The organism is Cellulomonas cellasea, from assembly GCF_030372105.1.
GTDB lineage: Bacteria > Actinomycetota > Actinomycetes > Actinomycetales > Cellulomonadaceae > Cellulomonas_A > Cellulomonas_A cellasea_A.
In genome coordinates, this window is sequence record NZ_JAUDBQ010000027.1 from 1 (window position 1) to 17,171 (window position 17,171).

General features: G+C 73.8%; 16 protein-coding genes. 6 read left to right on the forward strand and 10 right to left on the reverse strand.

The annotated features are described in order from the left end of the window. Positions 1-327, forward strand: a 327-nt coding sequence (locus QUV83_RS17450; RefSeq protein ID WP_289566201.1) for a DUF4870 domain-containing protein, incomplete at its 5' end; no start/stop codon positions are given. 65 nt (positions 328-392) lie between these two features. Here the strand turns inward: QUV83_RS17450 and hemW are convergent. Both hemW and lepA read right to left on the reverse strand, forming a co-directional pair. Next, positions 393-1,625, reverse strand: coding sequence for a radical SAM family heme chaperone HemW (hemW, locus tag QUV83_RS17455; protein ID WP_289566202.1), 1,233 nt, complete (start codon positions 1,623-1,625; stop codon positions 393-395). Positions 1,626-1,631: 6 nt separating this feature from the next. After that, complete coding sequence (lepA, locus tag QUV83_RS17460; protein WP_289566203.1) at positions 1,632-3,485, reverse strand: translation elongation factor 4; 1,854 nt, start codon at positions 3,483-3,485, stop codon at positions 1,632-1,634. A gap of 191 nt (positions 3,486-3,676) precedes the next feature. On the opposite strand from lepA, the gene QUV83_RS17465 reads away from it, so the two are divergent. Beyond that, a complete protein-coding gene (locus QUV83_RS17465; protein WP_289566204.1) occupies positions 3,677-5,845 on the forward strand; it encodes a putative bifunctional diguanylate cyclase/phosphodiesterase in 2,169 nt (722 codons plus the stop codon). On the opposite strand, the gene QUV83_RS17470 is transcribed toward QUV83_RS17465, so the two are convergent. The 3 genes from QUV83_RS17470 to QUV83_RS17480 are packed head-to-tail and all read right to left on the reverse strand — an operon-like array spanning position 5,829 to position 9,189. After that, positions 5,829-6,668 (reverse strand): transglutaminase family protein, encoded by an 840-nt coding sequence (locus tag QUV83_RS17470; RefSeq protein ID WP_289566205.1) that lies wholly within the window; start codon positions 6,666-6,668, stop codon positions 5,829-5,831. The genes QUV83_RS17465 and QUV83_RS17470 overlap by 17 nt on opposite strands. Beyond that, a complete protein-coding gene (locus tag QUV83_RS17475; protein WP_289566206.1) occupies positions 6,665-7,594 on the reverse strand; it encodes an alpha-E domain-containing protein in 930 nt (309 codons plus the stop codon). The genes QUV83_RS17470 and QUV83_RS17475 overlap by 4 nt, the downstream gene beginning before the upstream one ends. Beyond that, positions 7,588-9,189 carry a circularly permuted type 2 ATP-grasp protein gene (locus QUV83_RS17480; RefSeq protein WP_289566207.1) on the reverse strand — a complete coding sequence of 534 codons (1,602 nt, stop codon included), beginning with the start codon at positions 9,187-9,189 and terminating at the stop codon, positions 7,588-7,590. Before QUV83_RS17480 ends, QUV83_RS17475 begins: the two co-directional genes overlap by 7 nt. An 89-nt stretch (positions 9,190-9,278) precedes the next feature. Here QUV83_RS17480 and QUV83_RS17485 point away from each other — a divergent pair, with 89 nt between their 5' ends. Both QUV83_RS17485 and rpsT read left to right on the forward strand, forming a co-directional pair. Next, complete coding sequence (locus QUV83_RS17485) at positions 9,279-9,785, forward strand: type II toxin-antitoxin system PemK/MazF family toxin (protein ID WP_289566208.1); 507 nt, start codon at positions 9,279-9,281, stop codon at positions 9,783-9,785. Positions 9,786-9,947: 162 nt separating this feature from the next. Continuing rightward, positions 9,948-10,208 carry a 30S ribosomal protein S20 gene (gene rpsT, locus QUV83_RS17490; protein WP_289566209.1) on the forward strand — a complete coding sequence of 87 codons (261 nt, stop codon included), beginning with the start codon at positions 9,948-9,950 and terminating at the stop codon, positions 10,206-10,208. 78 nt (positions 10,209-10,286) lie between these two features. Here rpsT and QUV83_RS17495 read toward each other — a convergent pair whose 3' ends face one another. Both QUV83_RS17495 and QUV83_RS17500 read right to left on the reverse strand, forming a co-directional pair. After that, positions 10,287-11,612 (reverse strand): helix-turn-helix domain-containing protein, encoded by a 1,326-nt coding sequence (locus QUV83_RS17495; protein WP_289566210.1) that lies wholly within the window; start codon positions 11,610-11,612, stop codon positions 10,287-10,289. Positions 11,613-11,747: 135 nt separating this feature from the next. Continuing rightward, positions 11,748-11,882, reverse strand: a complete 135-nt coding sequence (locus QUV83_RS17500; RefSeq protein ID WP_289566211.1) for a hypothetical protein — start codon at positions 11,880-11,882, stop codon at positions 11,748-11,750. Between the two features lie 225 nt (positions 11,883-12,107). Between QUV83_RS17500 and QUV83_RS17505 the strand changes: the two genes are divergently transcribed. Continuing rightward, positions 12,108-12,836, forward strand: a complete 729-nt coding sequence (locus QUV83_RS17505) for an EAL domain-containing protein (protein ID WP_289566212.1) — start codon at positions 12,108-12,110, stop codon at positions 12,834-12,836. Positions 12,837-12,878: 42 nt separating this feature from the next. Next, a complete protein-coding gene (locus QUV83_RS17510; protein WP_289566213.1) occupies positions 12,879-13,607 on the forward strand; it encodes an EAL and HDOD domain-containing protein in 729 nt (242 codons plus the stop codon). Here the strand turns inward: QUV83_RS17510 and holA are convergent. From holA to QUV83_RS17525, 3 genes are read right to left on the reverse strand one after another with little or no spacing between them, the layout of a single operon-like run. After that, positions 13,590-14,621, reverse strand: a complete 1,032-nt coding sequence (gene holA, locus QUV83_RS17515) for a DNA polymerase III subunit delta (RefSeq protein WP_436231944.1) — start codon at positions 14,619-14,621, stop codon at positions 13,590-13,592. The two genes, QUV83_RS17510 and holA, sit on opposite strands and share 18 nt — an antisense overlap. Further along, positions 14,503-16,206, reverse strand: a complete 1,704-nt coding sequence (locus QUV83_RS17520; RefSeq protein ID WP_289566214.1) for a ComEC/Rec2 family competence protein — start codon at positions 16,204-16,206, stop codon at positions 14,503-14,505. Before QUV83_RS17520 ends, holA begins: the two co-directional genes overlap by 119 nt. Before the next feature lie 3 nt (positions 16,207-16,209). Next, complete coding sequence (locus tag QUV83_RS17525; protein WP_289566215.1) at positions 16,210-17,157, reverse strand: ComEA family DNA-binding protein; 948 nt, start codon at positions 17,155-17,157, stop codon at positions 16,210-16,212. Positions 17,158-17,171 lie beyond the last annotated feature (14 nt).

Below are 17,171 nucleotides of genomic sequence, written 5' to 3' on the forward strand. Positions count from 1 at the left end.
CCCCCCGACGAGGAGCGGTCGTGGGCGATCCTCGCCCACCTCGGCGGGCTCGTCCTCGGGTTCGTCGCGCCGCTCGTGGTCTGGCTCGTCTTCAGGGGGCGCGGCCCCTACCTGGAGAACCAGGCCAAGGAGGCGCTGAACTTCCAGATCACGCTGGCCATCGCCTACGTGGTGTCGCTCATCCTCACGGGCGTGACCTTCGGGCTCCTGTTCCCCCTGGTGTGGGCCGTCGGCATCGCGGGCTTCGTGTTCATGGTGCTCGCCGCCGTCGCCGCCAACCGGTACCAGTGGTACCGGTACCCGGTGAACATCCGCATGGTCTCCTGAGCGCCTGATCAGCGAGACGACTGTGGGCCCCGCCGATCGGCGGGGCCCACAGTCGTCTGTGCGACTCAGTCCGTCAGCGTCCGGACCACGGCGTCGGCCAGCAACCGGCCCCGCCGGGTCAGCAGCGCCCGCCGCGGGCCGTCGGCGCCCAGGGCGGCCGCGCCGTCGAGCAGCCCGTCGGCCACCAGCCCCGCGACGGCCGTCCTCGCGGACGCGCTCAAGTCCTCCAGCGGCAGCCCCTCCGCGAGGCGCACGCCCAGCATGACCCGCTCGAGCTGCGCCGACTCGCCCGCGACGACCTCACGGCCCGCCGCCGGGCTGAGCCCCGCCTCCAGCCGCGCGGCGTACGCGCGGGGGTGCTTGACGTTCCACCACCGCACGCCGCCGACATGGCTGTGCGCTCCGGGGCCGATGCCCCACCAGTCGTCGCCGCGCCAGTAGGCCAGGTTGTGCTGGCAGCGGTCGGCGTCGGTGCGCGCCCAGTTGCTCACCTCGTACCAGCGCAGGCCCGCTGCGGCGAGCAGGTCGTCGGCCACCTCGTACTTCGCCGCCTGGTCGTCCTCCGAGGGCAGGTCCAGGAGCCCGCGCCGCACCTGCACGGCCATCTTCGTGCCGGCCTCCACCACGAGGGCGTACGCCGAGACGTGGTCGACGCCCGTCGCCAGGGCGGACTCCACGCTGGCCCGCCAGTCGTCGAGGGACTCGCCGGGAGTGCCGTAGATGAGGTCGAGCGACACCTTGAGGCCCGCCTCGCGCGCCCAGCGGACCACGTCGGGGATCCGGGCCGGGTCATGCGTGCGCTCCAGCGTCGCGAGCACGTGGGGCACGGCCGACTGCATCCCGAAGGACACGCGGGTGAAGCCCGCCGCGGCGAGCGCGTCCAGCGACTCGGGGGTCACCGAGTCGGGGTTCGCCTCGGTGGTCACCTCGGCGCCCGAGGCCAGGCCCCAGGTGGAGCGCACCCCGTCGAGCATGCGGGCCAGGTCGCCGGGCGGGAGCACCGTCGGGGTGCCGCCGCCGACGAAGACCGTGGACACCGGCCGCTGGGGCAGCCCGGCCAGCACGCGGCCGCCCAGCTCGATCTCGCGCAGCGCCGTCTCGGCGTAGGACGCCTGGCTCGCGCCGCCGCCGAGCTCCGTGGCGGTGTACGTGTTGAAGTCGCAGTACCCGCAGCGCACCGTGCAGAACGGCACGTGCAGGTACACCCCGAACGCCCGGTCCTGCGCGCCCACGGCCGCTGAGGCCGGCAGCGCGCCGTCGTCGGGCGGGGTGTCGCCGTCAGGAAGAGCAGGTGGCACGGGCGATCACTTCTTGTCCTTGGTCTCCGTCTGCTGCGAGGTCAGCGCGGCGATGAACGCCTCCTGGGGGACGTCCACGCGACCGATGGTCTTCATGCGCTTCTTGCCCTCCTTCTGCTTCTCGAGGAGCTTGCGCTTACGGGAGATGTCGCCGCCGTAGCACTTGGCCAGCACGTCCTTGCGGATGGCGCGGATCGTCTCGCGCGCGATCACGCGCGCGCCGACGGCGGCCTGGATCGGCACCTCGAACTGCTGGCGCGGGATCAGGTCCTTGAGCTTGCCCGTCATCATGACGCCGTACGCGTAGGCCTTGTCCTTGTGGACGATGGCGCTGAACGCGTCGACCTGCTCGCCCTGCAGCAGGATGTCGACCTTGACCAGGTCGGCGGCCTGGTCGCCGGTGACGTCGTAGTCGAGCGAGGCGTAGCCGCGGGTCTTCGACTTGAGCTGGTCGAAGAAGTCGAACACGATCTCGGCGAGCGGGAGCTGGTAGCGCATCTCCACGCGGTCCGCCGAGAGGTAGTCCATGCCGAGCAGGTCGCCGCGGCGCTGCTGGCACAGCTCCATGATCGCGCCGATGTACTCGGCAGGGGCCAGGATCGTGGCGCGGACCACGGGCTCGCGGACCTCCATGATCTTGCCGCCGGGGAACTCGCTGGGGTTGGTGACGGTGACCACCGACCGGTCCTCCAGCGTCACGTCGTAGATGACGTTGGGCGCGGTGGAGATGAGGTCCAGGTTGAACTCGCGCTCGAGCCGCTCCCGGACGATCTCCAGGTGCAACAGCCCCAGGTAGCCGACGCGGAAGCCGAAGCCGAGCGCCACCGACGTCTCGGGCTCGTACACGAGCGCCGCGTCATTGAGCTTGAGCTTGTCGAGCGCGTCGCGCAGCACCGGGTAGTCGGAGCCGTCGATCGGGTACAGCCCGGAGAAGACCATCGGCTTCGGGTCGGAGTAGCCGCCCAGCGCCTCCGAGGCCGGCTTGGCCTGGTTGGTCACCGTGTCGCCGACCTTGGACTGGCGCACGTCCTTCACGCCCGTGATGAGGTACCCGACCTCGCCGACGCCCAGGCCCTGGGTGGGCACGGGCTCCGGCGCCGTCACGCCGATCTCGAGGAGCTCGTGGGCGGCGCGGGTCGACATCATCACGATGCGCTCACGCGGGCTGAGGTTGCCGTCGACGACGCGCACATACGTCACGACGCCGCGGTACGTGTCGTAGACCGAGTCGAAGATCATCGCGCGGGCGGGGGCGTCCGGGTCGCCGTGCGGGGCGGGCACGCGCTGCACGATGCGGTCGAGGAGCTCGGTGACGCCGACACCCGTCTTGCCGGAGACCTTCAGCACGTCGTCGGGGTCGCAGCCCACCAGGCCGGCGATCTCCTCGGCGTACTTCTCCGGCTGGGCCGCCGGCAGGTCGATCTTGTTGAGCACCGGGATGATCTGGAGGTCGTTCTCCATCGCCAGGTACAGGTTCGCGAGGGTCTGCGCCTCGATGCCCTGCGCGGCGTCGACCAGCAGCACAGCGCCCTCGCAGGCCGCCAGCGACCGCGAGACCTCATAGGTGAAGTCCACGTGCCCCGGGGTGTCGATCATGTTGAGGGCGTAGGGCGTCAGCGTGCCGGACTCGTCCTCGAGGGCCCACGGCATGCGCACGGCCTGCGACTTGATCGTGATGCCGCGCTCGCGCTCAATGTCCATCCGGTCGAGGTACTGCGCGCGCATGGCCCGGGAGTCGACCACTCCGGTGAGCTGCAGCATGCGGTCGGCCAAGGTCGACTTGCCGTGGTCGATGTGCGCGATGATGCAGAAATTGCGCAGCAGCTCGGGCGGGGTGGCGGCCGGCTGGATGCGCTGCATGCTCGTGGCGCTCGGGATCGGGGACAAGACGTGTGCGCTCCGGGTTCGTGTGGACGGGGACGACTGGTCCCATGGTCCCATGCGCGCGCCAATCCCCGATCCGGCGCCCGCGTAGTCCTGGACGGGGCAAGCGATTCGACGAATCCGCCCAGGGGCTTCATGTCCGGCGCCGAACGGCCGATACGAACAGGGTGACCGAGCAGGACCCTCCTGAGGCCCGAGCCGCCTCCACCGCCTCGCGACTGACCCTGTCGGCAGATCTGGTCGACGCGCTGCCGGTGGGCGTGCTGCTGACGGCCCCCGACGGAGCCGTGCTGGGGGCCAACGCCGCCGCTCGCGACGTGCTGGGCGACTCCCCCGCTGACCTCGCGACAGTGGTGCTCGGCGAGGCCGGCCCCGAGGCCTGGTCGCCGGACGGCCGCCAGGTCCCCGCCGACCAGCTGCCCGCGGCAGTCGCCCTGCGCACCGGCGAGCCCGCCAGCGCGGTGGTCGGGATTCCCCAGGGGGACGACGAGCCCACCTGGCTGCGGGTCACCGCCACCCCCGTCGACCTGCCCGCCGAGCCCGGCGCGCTCCTGATGACTGTCGACACCGCCACCACCGAGGTGGTGCAAGCCCGCACGCTGGCCGCGCACGGCGACATGGTCCGCCTGGCCTTCGACGACGCGGCGATCGGCATGGCGCTCATCGGCCTCGACGGCCGGCTGATCCGGGCGAACGCCGCGCTCGCCCGCTCGCTCGTCATGAGTCCCGCCGAGCTCCTCACCCGCACGCTCGACGAGCTCGCGCACCCTGACGAGCGCGAGTCCGGGTGCGCGGAGATCTCACGGCTGCTGGAGGGGACCGCGGACTCCCCCAGCGCGGTCACCATGGGCCGCAGGTTCATCACAGGCGCCGGGACGCTGCTGCACACCCGCCTCACGGTCACCGTCGTGCGGGACGCGGCGGGCGAGCCGCTGCACCTGTGGCACCAGCTCGAGGACATCACCGAGATGCGCCGCGCGCAGGACCTGCTCGAGTGGCGCGCGCTGTACGACCACCTGACCGGCCTCGCCAACCGCCGCCTCCTGCTCGACCGGCTCGCGCACGCGCTGCAGCAGCACCGCCACGCCCCCGGGCATGTGGCCGTCGTGTTCGCCGACCTCGACGACTTCAAGCGGGTCAACGACTCCCTCGGCCACGACGCGGGCGACCTGCTGCTGCGGGTCGTGGCCGACCGGCTGCGCTCCGCGATCCGCCCCGGCGACACAGTGGCCCGGGTGGGCGGCGACGAGTTCGTGATGGTCTTCGAGCAGGTCACCTCGGCCGAGCACGCCGGCGAGCTGCTCGACGCGGTGCTCGCCGTGGTCCACGCCCCGGTGCACGTCGGCGGGCATGACGTGCTCCCCCGGCTGAGTGCCGGGCTCACCGTGAACGACGGCAGCCGCGACGCCGAGCGGGTGCTCCGGGACGCCGACACGGCGCTCTACGTGGCCAAGCAGTCCGGCCGGGCGCGCTGGGAGGTCTACCAGGACGAGTACCGCCGCGAGGCGCTGCACCGCATCTCCGTCGAGGCGGAGCTGCGCGGCGCCGTGGAGCGCGGCGACTTCGTGCTGCACTACCAGCCGATCGTCGAGCTCTCCAGCAGCGAGGTCATCGCGCATGAGGCACTGGTGCGCTGGCAGCACCGCGAGCGCGGCCTGCTGCTGCCCGGCGAGTTCATCCAGGTGTGCGAGGACACCGACCTGATCGTGGGCCTGGGCGCGTGGGTGATCCGAGAGGCCGTGGCCTTCCTCGCCCGCCACCCCGAGCTGCCGGGCCGGGTGTACGTGAACGTCTCGCCGCGGCAGATCGGCCGCAGCGACGAGGGGCTCGGCGCGCGCGGGCTCGCCCGGACCGTCGCCGACGCCCTCGCCGAGGCGGGGGTGTCCGGTGACCGGCTCGGCATCGAGATCACCGAGAGCGGCGTGCTGCAGGCCACCGACCTGGCGCGCGCCGACCTGGACCGCCTCACCGAGTTGGGCGTGGTGCTCGTCCTCGATGACTTCGGCACGGGCTACTCGGCCCTGTCCTCAGTGCTGCAGGCCCCGATCCGCGGGCTCAAGCTCGACCGCTCGTTCACCATCCGGCTCGGCGACGGCGGCGCCTGCGACCGGATCAGCACGGCGATCGCGGCGCTTGTCGACTCGCTGTCGAGCCATGGGGTGGTCGAGGGCATCGAGACGGAGGAGCAGCGGCGCCTCGCGCTCGCCCACGGGTGGACGCATGGGCAGGGCTGGCTGTTCGGGCACCCGGAGCCCGAGCACGCGCTCGGGCTCCCGACCGCCGGCCAGTCCCAGCGCGTCCCGGCGACCCGGCGGGCCCTCAGGACTCGCGCGTGATCCGCACCCGCACGTCGAGGTCCTGGGTGCTCGCTCCCGCGTAGATCCCGCGCAGCGGCGGCACGTCGTCGTAGGAGCGCCCCCGCGCCAGCACCACGTGATGCCGCCCGGCGGGTGTGCGGTTGGTCGGGTCGTAGGGGTGCCAGTCGCCCGCCCACCACTCGATCCAGGCGTGCGACTCCCCCACCAGCGTCTCGCCGACGGCGCCGTCGCCCCGGGGGTACAGGTAGCCCGACACGTACCGGGCGGGCAGCCCGACGCTGCGCAGCGCCCCCGCGGCCAGATGCGCCATGTCCTGGCAGACGCCGCTGCGCGCGGCCCAGGCCTCGCTGGCCGGCGTGTGGGCCGATGTCGTGCCGGGGATGTACTCGACCTCGGAGCGCAGCGCGTCGCAGATCGCCACGGCGGCCTCCTGCGGCTCGCGGCCGTGCCGGACGCGGGCGGCCAGCTCGGCGACGTCGGGCGGCGCCAGCGTCGTCGCGGTGTCGGCGAGGAACTCGGCGAGCCTGTCCCGCAGGTCGGGGGCGCCCAGGGTGTCCCAGGAGCATGGCGGGCGTGGCGCCGGCCGGTCCGACACCTCGATCCGGTGCTCGGCCGTGAGCTGCAGCGACTCGTGGGGGGTCAGCACCTCGAACGCCGTCACGGCGGTGCCCCAGTAGTCCCGGTACTCGTGGGCCCAGGTCATCGGCGCCACGTCGAGCCGCGACTCGAGCACTGCCTGCCCTGGCTGCGAGAGCGGCGTCATCCGCGCCTCGTTGTACGAGGCGGTGACCGGCGACGCGTAGCGGAACTCGGTGGTGTGCACCACGTGCAGCCGGCTCACAGCGCCTCACCCACCCACGTCGTCAGGTGCCCCGTCGGGAAGTAGCGGCCACGGATGGCGTCGGAGGCCGCCGAGCACGCCCGCTGCACCCGCTCCATCTCCTGCGGGAGCCCGTCGAGGACCTCGAGCAGCGGCCGGTACTCCAGGCTCGTGCGGGCCAGCCCCAGGTGCCGGCGCGCGTCCTCCACCGCCGATCGGTCCGCTACCGGCTCGAGCGCCGCCAAGCACGCCTCCGCCTGGCCCAGCGCGTGCACCACCGAGCGCGGGAACAGCCTGTCGAGCAGCAGGAAGCCCGCCGCCCGCTCGTCGGAGGCGATCCCCCGGTAGGTCCGCAGATACGCCTCATGGGCGCCGCAGGAGCGCAGCAGCGTGGTCCACCCCGGGCCCGACTCCCCGGCCAGCGCCCGCGTGGTGAGAAGCCGCGCCGTCATGTCGGCGCGCTCGAGCGAGCGGCCCAGCACCATGAACTGCCAGGTGTCGTCCCGGGACGTCACCGAGTCGACGAGCCCCGCGACGATCGCCGCGCGCTCGCGCACCCAGGTGAAGTAGTCGTGCGGGCGCCCGGGCCGCACCTGCGCGGGCAGCTGGTTCCAGGTGGTGTTGAGGCACTCCCACAGCTCGGTGGACACCGTCTCGCGGGCGCGTCGGGCGTTCTCCCGAGCGGCCGTGAGCGCCCCGGCGATCGACGCGGGCGCCCGGCGGTCGTAGGCGAGCACGTCGAGCACCAGCTCGCGCCCCACCCGGACGCCGGGCGGGAAGTCGGTGCGGTCCATCACCGACAGCAGCGAGCGGCATGCCAGGTCGTCCTCGGACCACGGGTCCTCGAGGAGGTTCTGCAGGTGCACGTCGAGCAGCCGCGCGGTGTCGTCCGCGCGCTCCACGTAGCGGCCGATCCAGAACAGGGACTCGGCGATGCGGCTCAGCATGAGGCCTCCTGCGTCGGCGCCGGCTCGGCGAGGGCCTGCTGCTGTTGGCTCGCCTGCGCGTGCAGGTCGTCGGTGGGGTTGGCGTCGATCGGCACGGGGGACGTCGCCTGCGCCTGCGGCGTGGTCGGCGCCGGGACCTCGCGCGGGGCCCCGCGGCGGGCCGCCGCGTCGCCGAGCACCCAGGTGTCCTTCGAGCCGCCGCCCTGCGAGCTGTTCACCACGAGCTGCCCCTCGGGCAGCGCGACCCGGGTCAGCCCGCCGGGCAGCACCCACACCTGCTCGCCGTCGTTCACCGCGAACGGGCGCAGGTCCACATGTCGCGGGCGCAGGCTGTCGCCGATCAGCGTGGGCACTGTGGAGAGCTGCACCACGGGCTGGGCGATCCACCCACGCGGGTCGGCCAGCAGCCGCGCCCGCAGCGCGTCGAGCTCGCGTCGGCCCGCCTGCGGCCCCACCACCAGGCCCTTGCCCCCGGAGCCGTCCACCGGCTTCACCACCAGCTCGTCGAGCCGGTCGAGCACCTCCTCCAGGGCGCCCGGGTCCTCCAGGCGCCAGGTGTCGACGTTGGCGAGCAGCGGCTCCTCCCCCAGGTAGTAGCGGATCAGCTCGGGCAGGTAGGTGTAGACGAGCTTGTCGTCCGCGACGCCGTTGCCCACCGCGTTGGCGATCGTCACGGCGCCGGCGCGCGCGCATGTCATGAGCCCCGGGCTGCCCAGCAGCGAGTCGGAGCGGAACGCGACGGGGTCGAGGAAGTCGTCGTCGACTCGCCGGTAGACCACGTCGACGCGCCGCCGGCCCTTGGTGGTGCGCATCCACACCCGGCCGCCCGCGCAGAACAGGTCGCGGCCCTCGACCAGCTCCACGCCCATGGTCCGCGCGAGCAGCGAGTGCTCGAAGTAGGCGCTGTTGTGCACCCCCGGGGTCAGCACCACGACTGTCGGGTCGTCCACGCCGGCGGGCGCCGCGGCGGTCAGGGCGGCGAGCAGCCGGCGGGGGTAGTCCTGCACGGGCCGGATGCGCAGCGTCGCGAAAAGCTCGGGGAACGTCCGGGCCATCGCGCGCCGGTTGGACAGCACGTAGCTGACGCCGCTGGGCACCCGCACGTTGTCCTCGAGCACCCGGAACGTGCCCGCCTCGTCGCGGATCAGGTCGATCCCCGAGACGTGCACGCGCACGCCGTTGGGCGGCTGGATCCCCCGGGCCGCTCGGTGGAAGTGCGTGGAGGAGACGATCAGGCCGCGGGGCACCACGCCGTCGGCGACGGCCTTCTGCGGACCGTAGACGTCGGCGAGGAATGCCTCGAGCGCGCGCACCCGTTGGGCCACGCCGGGCGCGACCTGGTCCCACTCCTGGCTGGTCAGCACCCGTGGCGCGACATCGAGGGGGAAAGGGCGCTCCTCCCCGGCGAGGTCGAACGTGACCCCCTCGGCGAGGTACGAGCGGGCCAGGGCGTCGGCCCGTGCGCGTAAGTCGTCGGCCGAGAGCTGCGCCAGCGCCGAGTGCACGTTGCCGTAGGCGGGGCGCACCTCGCCGCCCCGGTCGAGCATCTCGTCCCAGGCGAGGCCGACCGGGTAGTCGTCGAAGATGTCCGCCATGTGCGGAACGTACCGCTGCCGTGTGACGCGCGTGTGACATCGCCCGCCCCGCTCCCCCGTCGCCAGCCGCCAGTTCTAGAGTGTGGCGCGTGACCCACGGCAGATGGCGGCGCGCGCTCCAGTCGGTGCTGCGGGGCGCCCGCGCGCCCCGCCCTTCGACGCCCGCGCGCCCCACCCCGCCGCGCGCCCCCGCCACGTCGCGACGTCCGGCCACCGGGGACTTCAGCGGCACGGTCCGGCCCGAGTACGCTCCTCGGCTCGACGGCGACGCCGATCCGGGCGAGGTCGTCTGGACGTGGGTGCCCTTCGAGGACGACCCCTCACGGGGCAAAGACCGGCCCGTGCTGATCGTCGGCCGCGATGGCCGCATGCTGCTGGCGCTGATGCTGTCGAGCAAGGACCACGACCTGGACGCGGCGGACGAGGCGCGGCACGGGCGCCGCTGGGCGGATATCGGGGCCGGTGGCTGGGATCCGCGAGGCCGGCCCAGCGAGGTCCGGCTCGACCGGGTGTTGAGGATCGACCCGGCAGCCGTCCGACGTGAGGGCGCCGTGCTCGACCGCGCAGTCTTCGACAGGGTCGTGCGCGCCTTGTGACGTGCAGTTCAACTGCTAGGATGGGGACTCGCGTGTCCGCCCAGGTCGGCGGGCACTCGTCCAGCTCCTCTCCGCGGGTATCCCCACGCCCAAGTCCCGGCGCTGGACAAGCCCTCTACGACCTCATCGATCGCTCAGGCGAACACACCAGAAAGTCCACACGTGGCGAACATCAAGTCTCAGATCAAGCGCATCGGCACCAACGAGAAGGCGCGCCTGCGTAACAAGGCGGTCAAGTCGGAGCTCAAGACGCACGTGCGTCGAGTCCGCGAGGCCGTCGCCGGTGGCGACAAGGAGGCCGCTGCGGCTTCCCTCGTGACCGCGTCGCGCAAGCTCGACAAGGCCGTCTCGAAGGGCGTCATCCACGCCAACCAGGCTGCCAACAAGAAGTCCGCGCTGGCGAAGGCGGTCTCGTCGCTCTGACGAGCCTCACCTAGGACCAACGAAGGCGTCACCCCCCCTGCGGGGTGACGCCTTCGCCATGTCCGACGGTCGGCGGGATCACACCCCCGCGTTCCACACCTCCCGGAGGACAGCTGGCACGGCGGGCCGGATACCCGCCTCGCGGAGCGCGCGGTCGAAGGCGTGTGCTGCCCCCGCGACGTCCCCGTTCCCGATGAAGCGGTCGCCGAGCTCACGCCAGGCCGCTGCCGACTTCCGGTTCGCGGACATCATGCCGAGCATGTCCGCGGCCCATCGGTACGCCCGCGTCGCCCCGGCGACGTCCTCCCGGGCGTAGAGCGCATCCCCCAGCGCGAGCTGGGCGACCGCAGTCTCCAGGCGCGGCTGCTCGCCGAGCCGCGCGATCGCGTCCCGCGCGCAGGCCTCGGCCAGCACCGGGTCGTGCAGCACGAGGTGCGCGCGCGAGCGCTCCACATCCACGCGGGAGAGCTCGATCTCCGACCCGCTGGCCAGCAGCTCCGGGATCGCGCGGTCGAGCTGGCGCAGTGCCTCATGCGGCTCCGCCGGGTCGCTGCGCAGCAGCAGCCACGCGTAGTTCAGCCGCAGGCGCGGGAGGTCGCGACCGCTCTCCCCCTCACCGAGAAGCGCGAGCGCCCGCTCCGTGTAGCGCTGCGCGAGCTCGTAGTCCCGGCGGTGCTCGGCGACGACCGCGGCGTTCCAGTACACGCTGCCGCGGCCACGCGGGCTCCCGAGCTCCTCTGCCTGCCGGATCAGCTCGGCGGCCCGGTGCGTGGCGTACAGCAGGTCGCCGCGCTCGACGTAGGCCCACAGCACGGTGGACGCCAGTCGCAGGTACTCGTCCGTGCCGGCCAGCGTCGCACCGTCGAGGTCGCGCAGCGTGCGCTCGCCGATCTCGACGGCACGGTGCAGGTCGCCGGCCTCGAGGTAGGAGGCGACCAGGCCGGTGGCGACGATCGCGGCGTCCATGTGGTGGCCGCGGGCCCGGGCGTCGGTGAGCAGCGGCTCAAGGATCGCCACCGCCTCCTCGAGGGCGCCCAGCGACTCGTGCGCGCGCGCCAGCGTCAGGAGCCCGTCGACGCGCAGCGCCTGGGTGACCGAGTCGAAGTCCAGCCGGCTCAGGCGCGCGAGCGCGGCCGAGGACTCCCCGGATGACAACTCGAGCTTGGCGTAGTCGACCTCGAGCTTGGTCCGCGCCTCGTTCGGCCCGTCGTCGCCGTGTTTGAGGTACTCCACAGTGGACCCGAGCCGGCCCGCGAGCACAGCGAGGGCGGCGCCGGTGGGCTCCCGGCGCCCCGCCTCGATCAACGAGATATAGCTCGGCGAGAACGCGTCCCCGGCGAGGGCGGTCTGCGACAGCCCGGCGGCGAGGCGTGCCTGGCGCACGCGGTCAGCGATCGTGGTCATAACGAGTCACTTTACCTGTGACGGACACCGCTGTCCGTCGCCATTCGGGGGATTGTTACTGGACTGGAACACAGAACGGGCGCCGACACGCGGTCGACGCCCGTTCGCGACGCACAGTTCAGCGATGTGGCTCGCTCACTTCATGATGCGGCAACATCCCGTCGCGCCCGACAAGACACTGACCTCACCGGCGTGCGCGGCAGCCGAGGCGCCGAAGGTGAGGACGGAGGCGACGGCGAGGACGGAAAGGGCCTTCAGGGTGCGGGTCACGAGTGATCTCCTGTCACAGTGGACTGACTTACTGTCACGCACATAGTGACCGCACAGTGCCCTCAGAGGCCAGCCGCCCCGCGCGTCTGGGGCAAACTGCACCCCGATTGGGTGAGTCGCGCACATAGATCTCCAGCGCACCCGGAGGACTGCCGTCGGGATTCCTCGCGATGTCACGCGGAAGGGCGAGTGTCATAGCCCAGTGTATGTGTTGTCATAGATGACATGACCACTGACGAGCACACCTCCGCCGCCCTGGCCGCAGCGGTGGACGCGGCAGTCCCGCAGCGGCTGCGCGACGAGTGGGCGCGCCATGTGGCCCGCGAGCAAGTCCTCGTGGGCCGCCAGGGGATCTTCACCCCTCGCCTGCGCCCCTTCGGCTACGAGTTCTCGTTCCGGGCCCCGGGATCCCCCGACCCCGCGACCACACCCTGGACCCCCCTGCAGCACGAGCGCGCGACCGCGCACGTGCTCCGGGCCACCTTTGGGCGCAGCGACCTCGAGCACGCCGCGCACGGGCGGTGGCTCTTCGTGCGCATGCCACGCGGCTACCTCGTGGGCGACCTGCCCATCCCCGCCCGCCCAGACCGGCTCGTCATCGAGATCGCCGACAGCGTGGACGTGGACGCCGCCGTGGTCGCAGGGGTCCGCCGGCTACGCGAGCGCGGCTACCGCGTCGCGATCCCCGGGTTCATCAGCCGGCCGGACCAGCGGTTGCTGCTGCCGCATGCGGACTTCGTGAAGATCGACGTGCGCGACCTCGACGTCGAGGGGCTCCCGGTGGTCGAGCTCGCACGCTCCTACGGCGCCCTGCTGATCGCGGAGTTCGTCGAGCGGCACTGGATGCTCAGTCACAGCCGCGAGCTCGGCTTCGACCTGTTCCAAGGCAACCTGCTCGAGCGCTCCACAGTGCTCGACCGCTCGGCGGCGCGGCTCGCACGGCAGGCGGGCTGAGCCATCCGGGTGAACTCGGGGCGCATCCCGTCATCACCGCGCGTGACACGGCTCTCACTCGACGTGACCACTCCGGCCCTGGCGCACGAGGCCCGATGCGACGTGGCGCGCGGCGCCTCCCCCGCCGGGCGGCGCCGCCACAGCTGGCGCACCCTGCTCGGGCGCCAGCCGATCGTCACCGCCGCAGCCCGAACCGTCGGCTTCGAGTTCCTCTACCGGTCGCCCACCCGGCGGCCCGTCCGGGTCGACACCTGGACCGCCGAGCACCAAGACCGCGCCAGCGGCAAGGTCCTCGATCAGGTCTTCAGCCAGGGGCCCCACCGTGTGGCGGGCGACCGCCTCGCCTTCGTGAACATCACCCGTTCGTACCTCGTGGGCGACCTCCCGCTGCCCCCCTACCCCGGCAGGCTCGTGCTCGAGGTCGTCGAGTCCGTGCCCCACGACCCCGCCGTCCTGACGGGCGTGCGGCGTCTGCGCGACGACGGGTACCGCATCGCGCTCGACGACTTCACCGGGAGCCCGGCGCAGATCGCGCTGCTGCCGTTCGCGGACTACGTCAAGGTCGACTGCCGCGACTTGGCGACGCACGGAGACGCGCTGGTCCGCCTCGCGGGCAGCTGCGGGGCGACGCTCATCGCCGAGCGCGTCGAGGACGAGGCCACCCGCCTCCGCTGCGCCGCTGTGGGGTTCGACCTGTTCCAGGGGCACCTCTTCGCCGCCGCGTCGGTGCTCGACCTCACGGACGGCGTCCCGTCACCGCGATCCGGCTGACGCGATCCGCAGCACCGCGCGCTCCACGGCGAACTCGCGGTCCCGCCCGCCGCCCTTCACCTCGGTGTCGGCCTGCGCCACGGCGGTGATGGCCTCCGCGAGGCCCTCCGGGGTCCAGCGCTGCAAGTCCTTGAGCGCCCGGTCCACCTGCCACGGGGCCAGCCCGAGATCACGGGCAGAGGCTCCCCCGCGGCCCCGCGTCGCCGCGACTTTCGCCAACGTGCGCAGCTTCATCGCGAGCGCCGCGACGATCGGCACCGGGTCCACCCCGGTCGCGAGGGCGTGCCGCAGCAGGGCCACTGCTTGCCCGGCGTCGCCCTCGATCGCGGCGTCGGCGACACGGAAGCCCGTGGCCTCGATCCGGCCGCCGTAGTACCGCTCGACGACCTCCGTGCCGATCACGCCCGACGTGTCCGCGACGAGCTGGGCGCACGCCGCCGCGAGCTCGCGCAAGTCGTTCCCCACCGCGTCGACCAGCGCCCGCACTGCCCGCGCGTCCGCCCGCCGCGAGGCCCGCCGCAGCTCGGCCGTGACGAAGGCCACCTTGTCCGAGTCCTTCTTCAGCGGCTCGCAGGCGACGACGGGCGCGCCCTGCGCCCGGACCGCGTCCAGCAGCTTCTTGCCCCGCTGCCCGCCCCCGTGCCGGAGCACCAGCACGACATCCGGCGCGGGCGCCTCCAGGTAGGCGAGGGCGTCGGTGAGCAGCTCGTCGGTCGCGCGCTCCACCGCCTCGACGACCACCACCCTGTCCTCGTCGAAGAGCGACGGGCTCGCCACGACGCCGAGCGTCCCCCCGGTGTACAGGGCGCCGTCGAGCGTCGTGACCTCGACGCCCGCGTCCCGCTCCTTGGCCAGGGCGATGATCCGCTCGACGGCCCGCTCGGCCAGCAGGGCCTCAGCCCCGGCGACGAGCACCACGGGCGCGAGCGGCGCCTCGTCCCAGGAGATCCCGGCAGGGGTGGCGCGTGCGGCGCCACGGGCGGTCCGACTCGACGAGCGTGGTGTGGGAGGCACGCCCCCAGCCTGCCACGGACGACCCACGAGCCAGGCCAGCGGCCGGCTCGCGGGCGAGGGTGTGGACGGGCCCTGCGCCGGCCTCGCGCGGCCCGAGCAGCAGTGCGAAGGCCGCGACGGTGGCCAGGCCCAACAGCGCCGCGCCCACGGCTCCCCCCACCCATGCCACTCGCGCGCCCGGGAGGCCGGCGGCGGCGCGTGCCACGGCGCCCACCCACCAGCAGCCGGCGCCGGCGACCTGCGCCAGCACCAGGGCGCCCTGCGGCCAGGCGGGGGCGAGCAGCGCGGCCATGAGTCCCACGACCGTGGCGGGCGCCACCGCAGGCGCCACGAGCAGGTTCGCCACCACGGCATAGGCCGAGATCGACGGCGTGAGCAGCAGCAGCACCGGCGCGCACACGCTCTGGGCCGCGACAGGCGCCGCCAGCGCATGGGCGGCAGTAGTGCGCCCGGTGCGCGACCAGCGCGCGGCCAGCGGCCCGGCGAGCAGCACCAGCGCCGCCGTGGCCAGCACCGACAGCACGAACCCGACGTCGCGGGCGAGCCACGGGTCGGCGATCAGCAGCAGGATGACGGCGGCGCCGAGCGCGGGCGCCGCGCGGGCAGGACGTCCGGCCACGAGGCCGCCCAGCCCGATGGCCCCCATCGCCGCTGCCCGCAGGACGCTCGGACTGGGCTCGACGAGGACGACGAACCCGACCAGCACCACGGCCGTGGCCACCGCCCGCACAGGCCGCGCCAGGCCGAGCAGCGTGGCGCACGTCAACGCCGCCGCCCCGACCAGTGCGAAGTGGGCGCCGGACACCGCCGTGAGGTGGGTCAGCCCCGAGGTCCGCATGGCGGCGGCGAGGTCGTCGGGCAGCCTGGAGGTGTCGCCGACCGCCATCCCGGGGAGCAGCGCTCCCGCGTCGCCGGGCAGCCGGGCCGCCAGGGCGCGCAGTCCCGCGCGGAGCTGGCCTGTGGCACGCCACACCGCCGGCGGGTCGGCCACCACCGTCGGCTCCCCGGAGACGACCACGACCGCCACCTCGCGCGCGCCGGGCTCGGCGGGCAGCAAACGGCCCGAGGCGATGACTGCGGCTCCCGTGCGCAGGCCCTCCCACGCTGAGCCGCCGAGCACCACCACCTGGGCCGCGATGTCGCTCCGCACCCCGCGGACCTCGACTGTGCCGAGTTGCAGCACGGTACGGAAGCGCGGCTCGCCGCCCGGCCAGGCGCTCGGCATGGCGGCCGGCGCGGTGCGCAGCGTGCCCTCCACCCGGACGACGGCCCGGTCCACCGCATGGGCCGCGAGCCCGCCGGCGGCGCGCGCGTGCAGTTGGGCGGCCGTCGCCCCGCACACCGCCACGACGACCACCCCGACGAACACGACCTGGCCCACCCGCTCCCGCAGCAGCCGCCCCACCCGAGCCTCGTCAGGAGCCCTGTGCGCGCGCCATGCGACGAGCACCACGGCGACCACCGCACAGGCCACGGCGACAGCCGCCAGGGTGGCGGCGCGCGGCGGCAGCACGACGACGAGGACGGCCGCAACCCACGCGCCGGCCGCCGCGGGCACGAGCCTCAGGTCCAGCGGCGGCCCCACCCCTCACACCCGCACCAGGGGACGGAGCCTGCCGAGCAGCGCGGGGCCGATCCCCGAGACCTCCGCGAGCTCCTCGACATCCGCGAACCTGCCGTGCTCCTGGCGCCAGGCCACGATGCGCTCGGCGAGCACCGGGCCGATGCCGGGCAGGTCGTCGAGGGTCGCGAGGTCGGCCTCGTTCAGGCTCACCAGCGCCGGCCCGGAGGGGTCGGCCGCCGACGCCTCCCCGGCCCCGGGCGCCACCGCCTGGCCGGGCGATGGCACGAGCACCTGCTCGCCGTCGACGAGCTGCCGGGCCAGGTTGACCGCGGAGAGGTCGGCGTTGGCGGTCGCGCCGCCGACGGCCGAGACCGCGTCGGCGACCCGCGAGCCGGCGGGCAAGGAGGCGAGTCCCGGGAGAGCGACCTCACCCACGACGTGCACCACCACAGTGCCCCCTGGGACTGCCGTGGCGGGCACGGCGACGCCCAGGCTGCCGGCGGTCGCGCCCGGGCTCGGGTCTCCCGCGCGCCCCGTGGGGCCGGCGACCTCGGGCAGCTCCGCGGCGACGCCGGCCGTGTGGGGGCTGGACAGGGCCCGCACCGCGACGCCGCCGCCGACGAGGGCGACCGCCACAGCCGCCGTCAGCGCGAGGCGCAGCGGCACCGCCCAGCGCCGACGCGCCCGAGGGCGGGTGGGCGCGTCGACGAGCCGGCCGTGCTCCAGCGGGTGGCCGTGCTCCTCGGCGTACAGGCCCCCGACGCGCGCGAGAGCGCCCTGCCGCCACCTGTCGGCGACGTCGGCCGCGTCGCGGGCTGCCTGGCCAGGCGGCGTCCCGGCCTCCGCGTCGGCCGGCGGCTCGGGGTGCGACCGGTCGGGGGTCCACCGTGGGCCGGCTGCTGTGGTGTGGCCTGGCCGCGTGGCGAGTCCGAGCAGCCGGTCACGGGCGAGGCCCTCCGGTGATGCGGTCATGCCGGCACCGTAGG

Excerpts from the sequence above, each read along its gene's own strand:
- QUV83_RS17495 (WP_289566210.1), bottom strand. The coding sequence starts at position 11,612 with ATGACCACGATCGCTGACCGCGTGCGCCAGGCACGCCTCGCCGCCGGG.
- lepA (WP_289566203.1), bottom strand. The coding sequence starts at position 3,485 with ATGCAGCGCATCCAGCCGGCCGCCACCCCGCCCGAGCTGCTGCGCAAT.
- QUV83_RS17475 (WP_289566206.1), bottom strand. The coding sequence starts at position 7,594 with ATGCTGAGCCGCATCGCCGAGTCCCTGTTCTGGATCGGCCGCTACGTG.
- QUV83_RS17505 (WP_289566212.1), top strand. The coding sequence starts at position 12,108 with ATGACCACTGACGAGCACACCTCCGCCGCCCTGGCCGCAGCGGTGGAC.
- QUV83_RS17480 (WP_289566207.1), bottom strand. The coding sequence starts at position 9,189 with ATGGCGGACATCTTCGACGACTACCCGGTCGGCCTCGCCTGGGACGAG.
- QUV83_RS17525 (WP_289566215.1), bottom strand. The coding sequence starts at position 17,157 with ATGACCGCATCACCGGAGGGCCTCGCCCGTGACCGGCTGCTCGGACTC.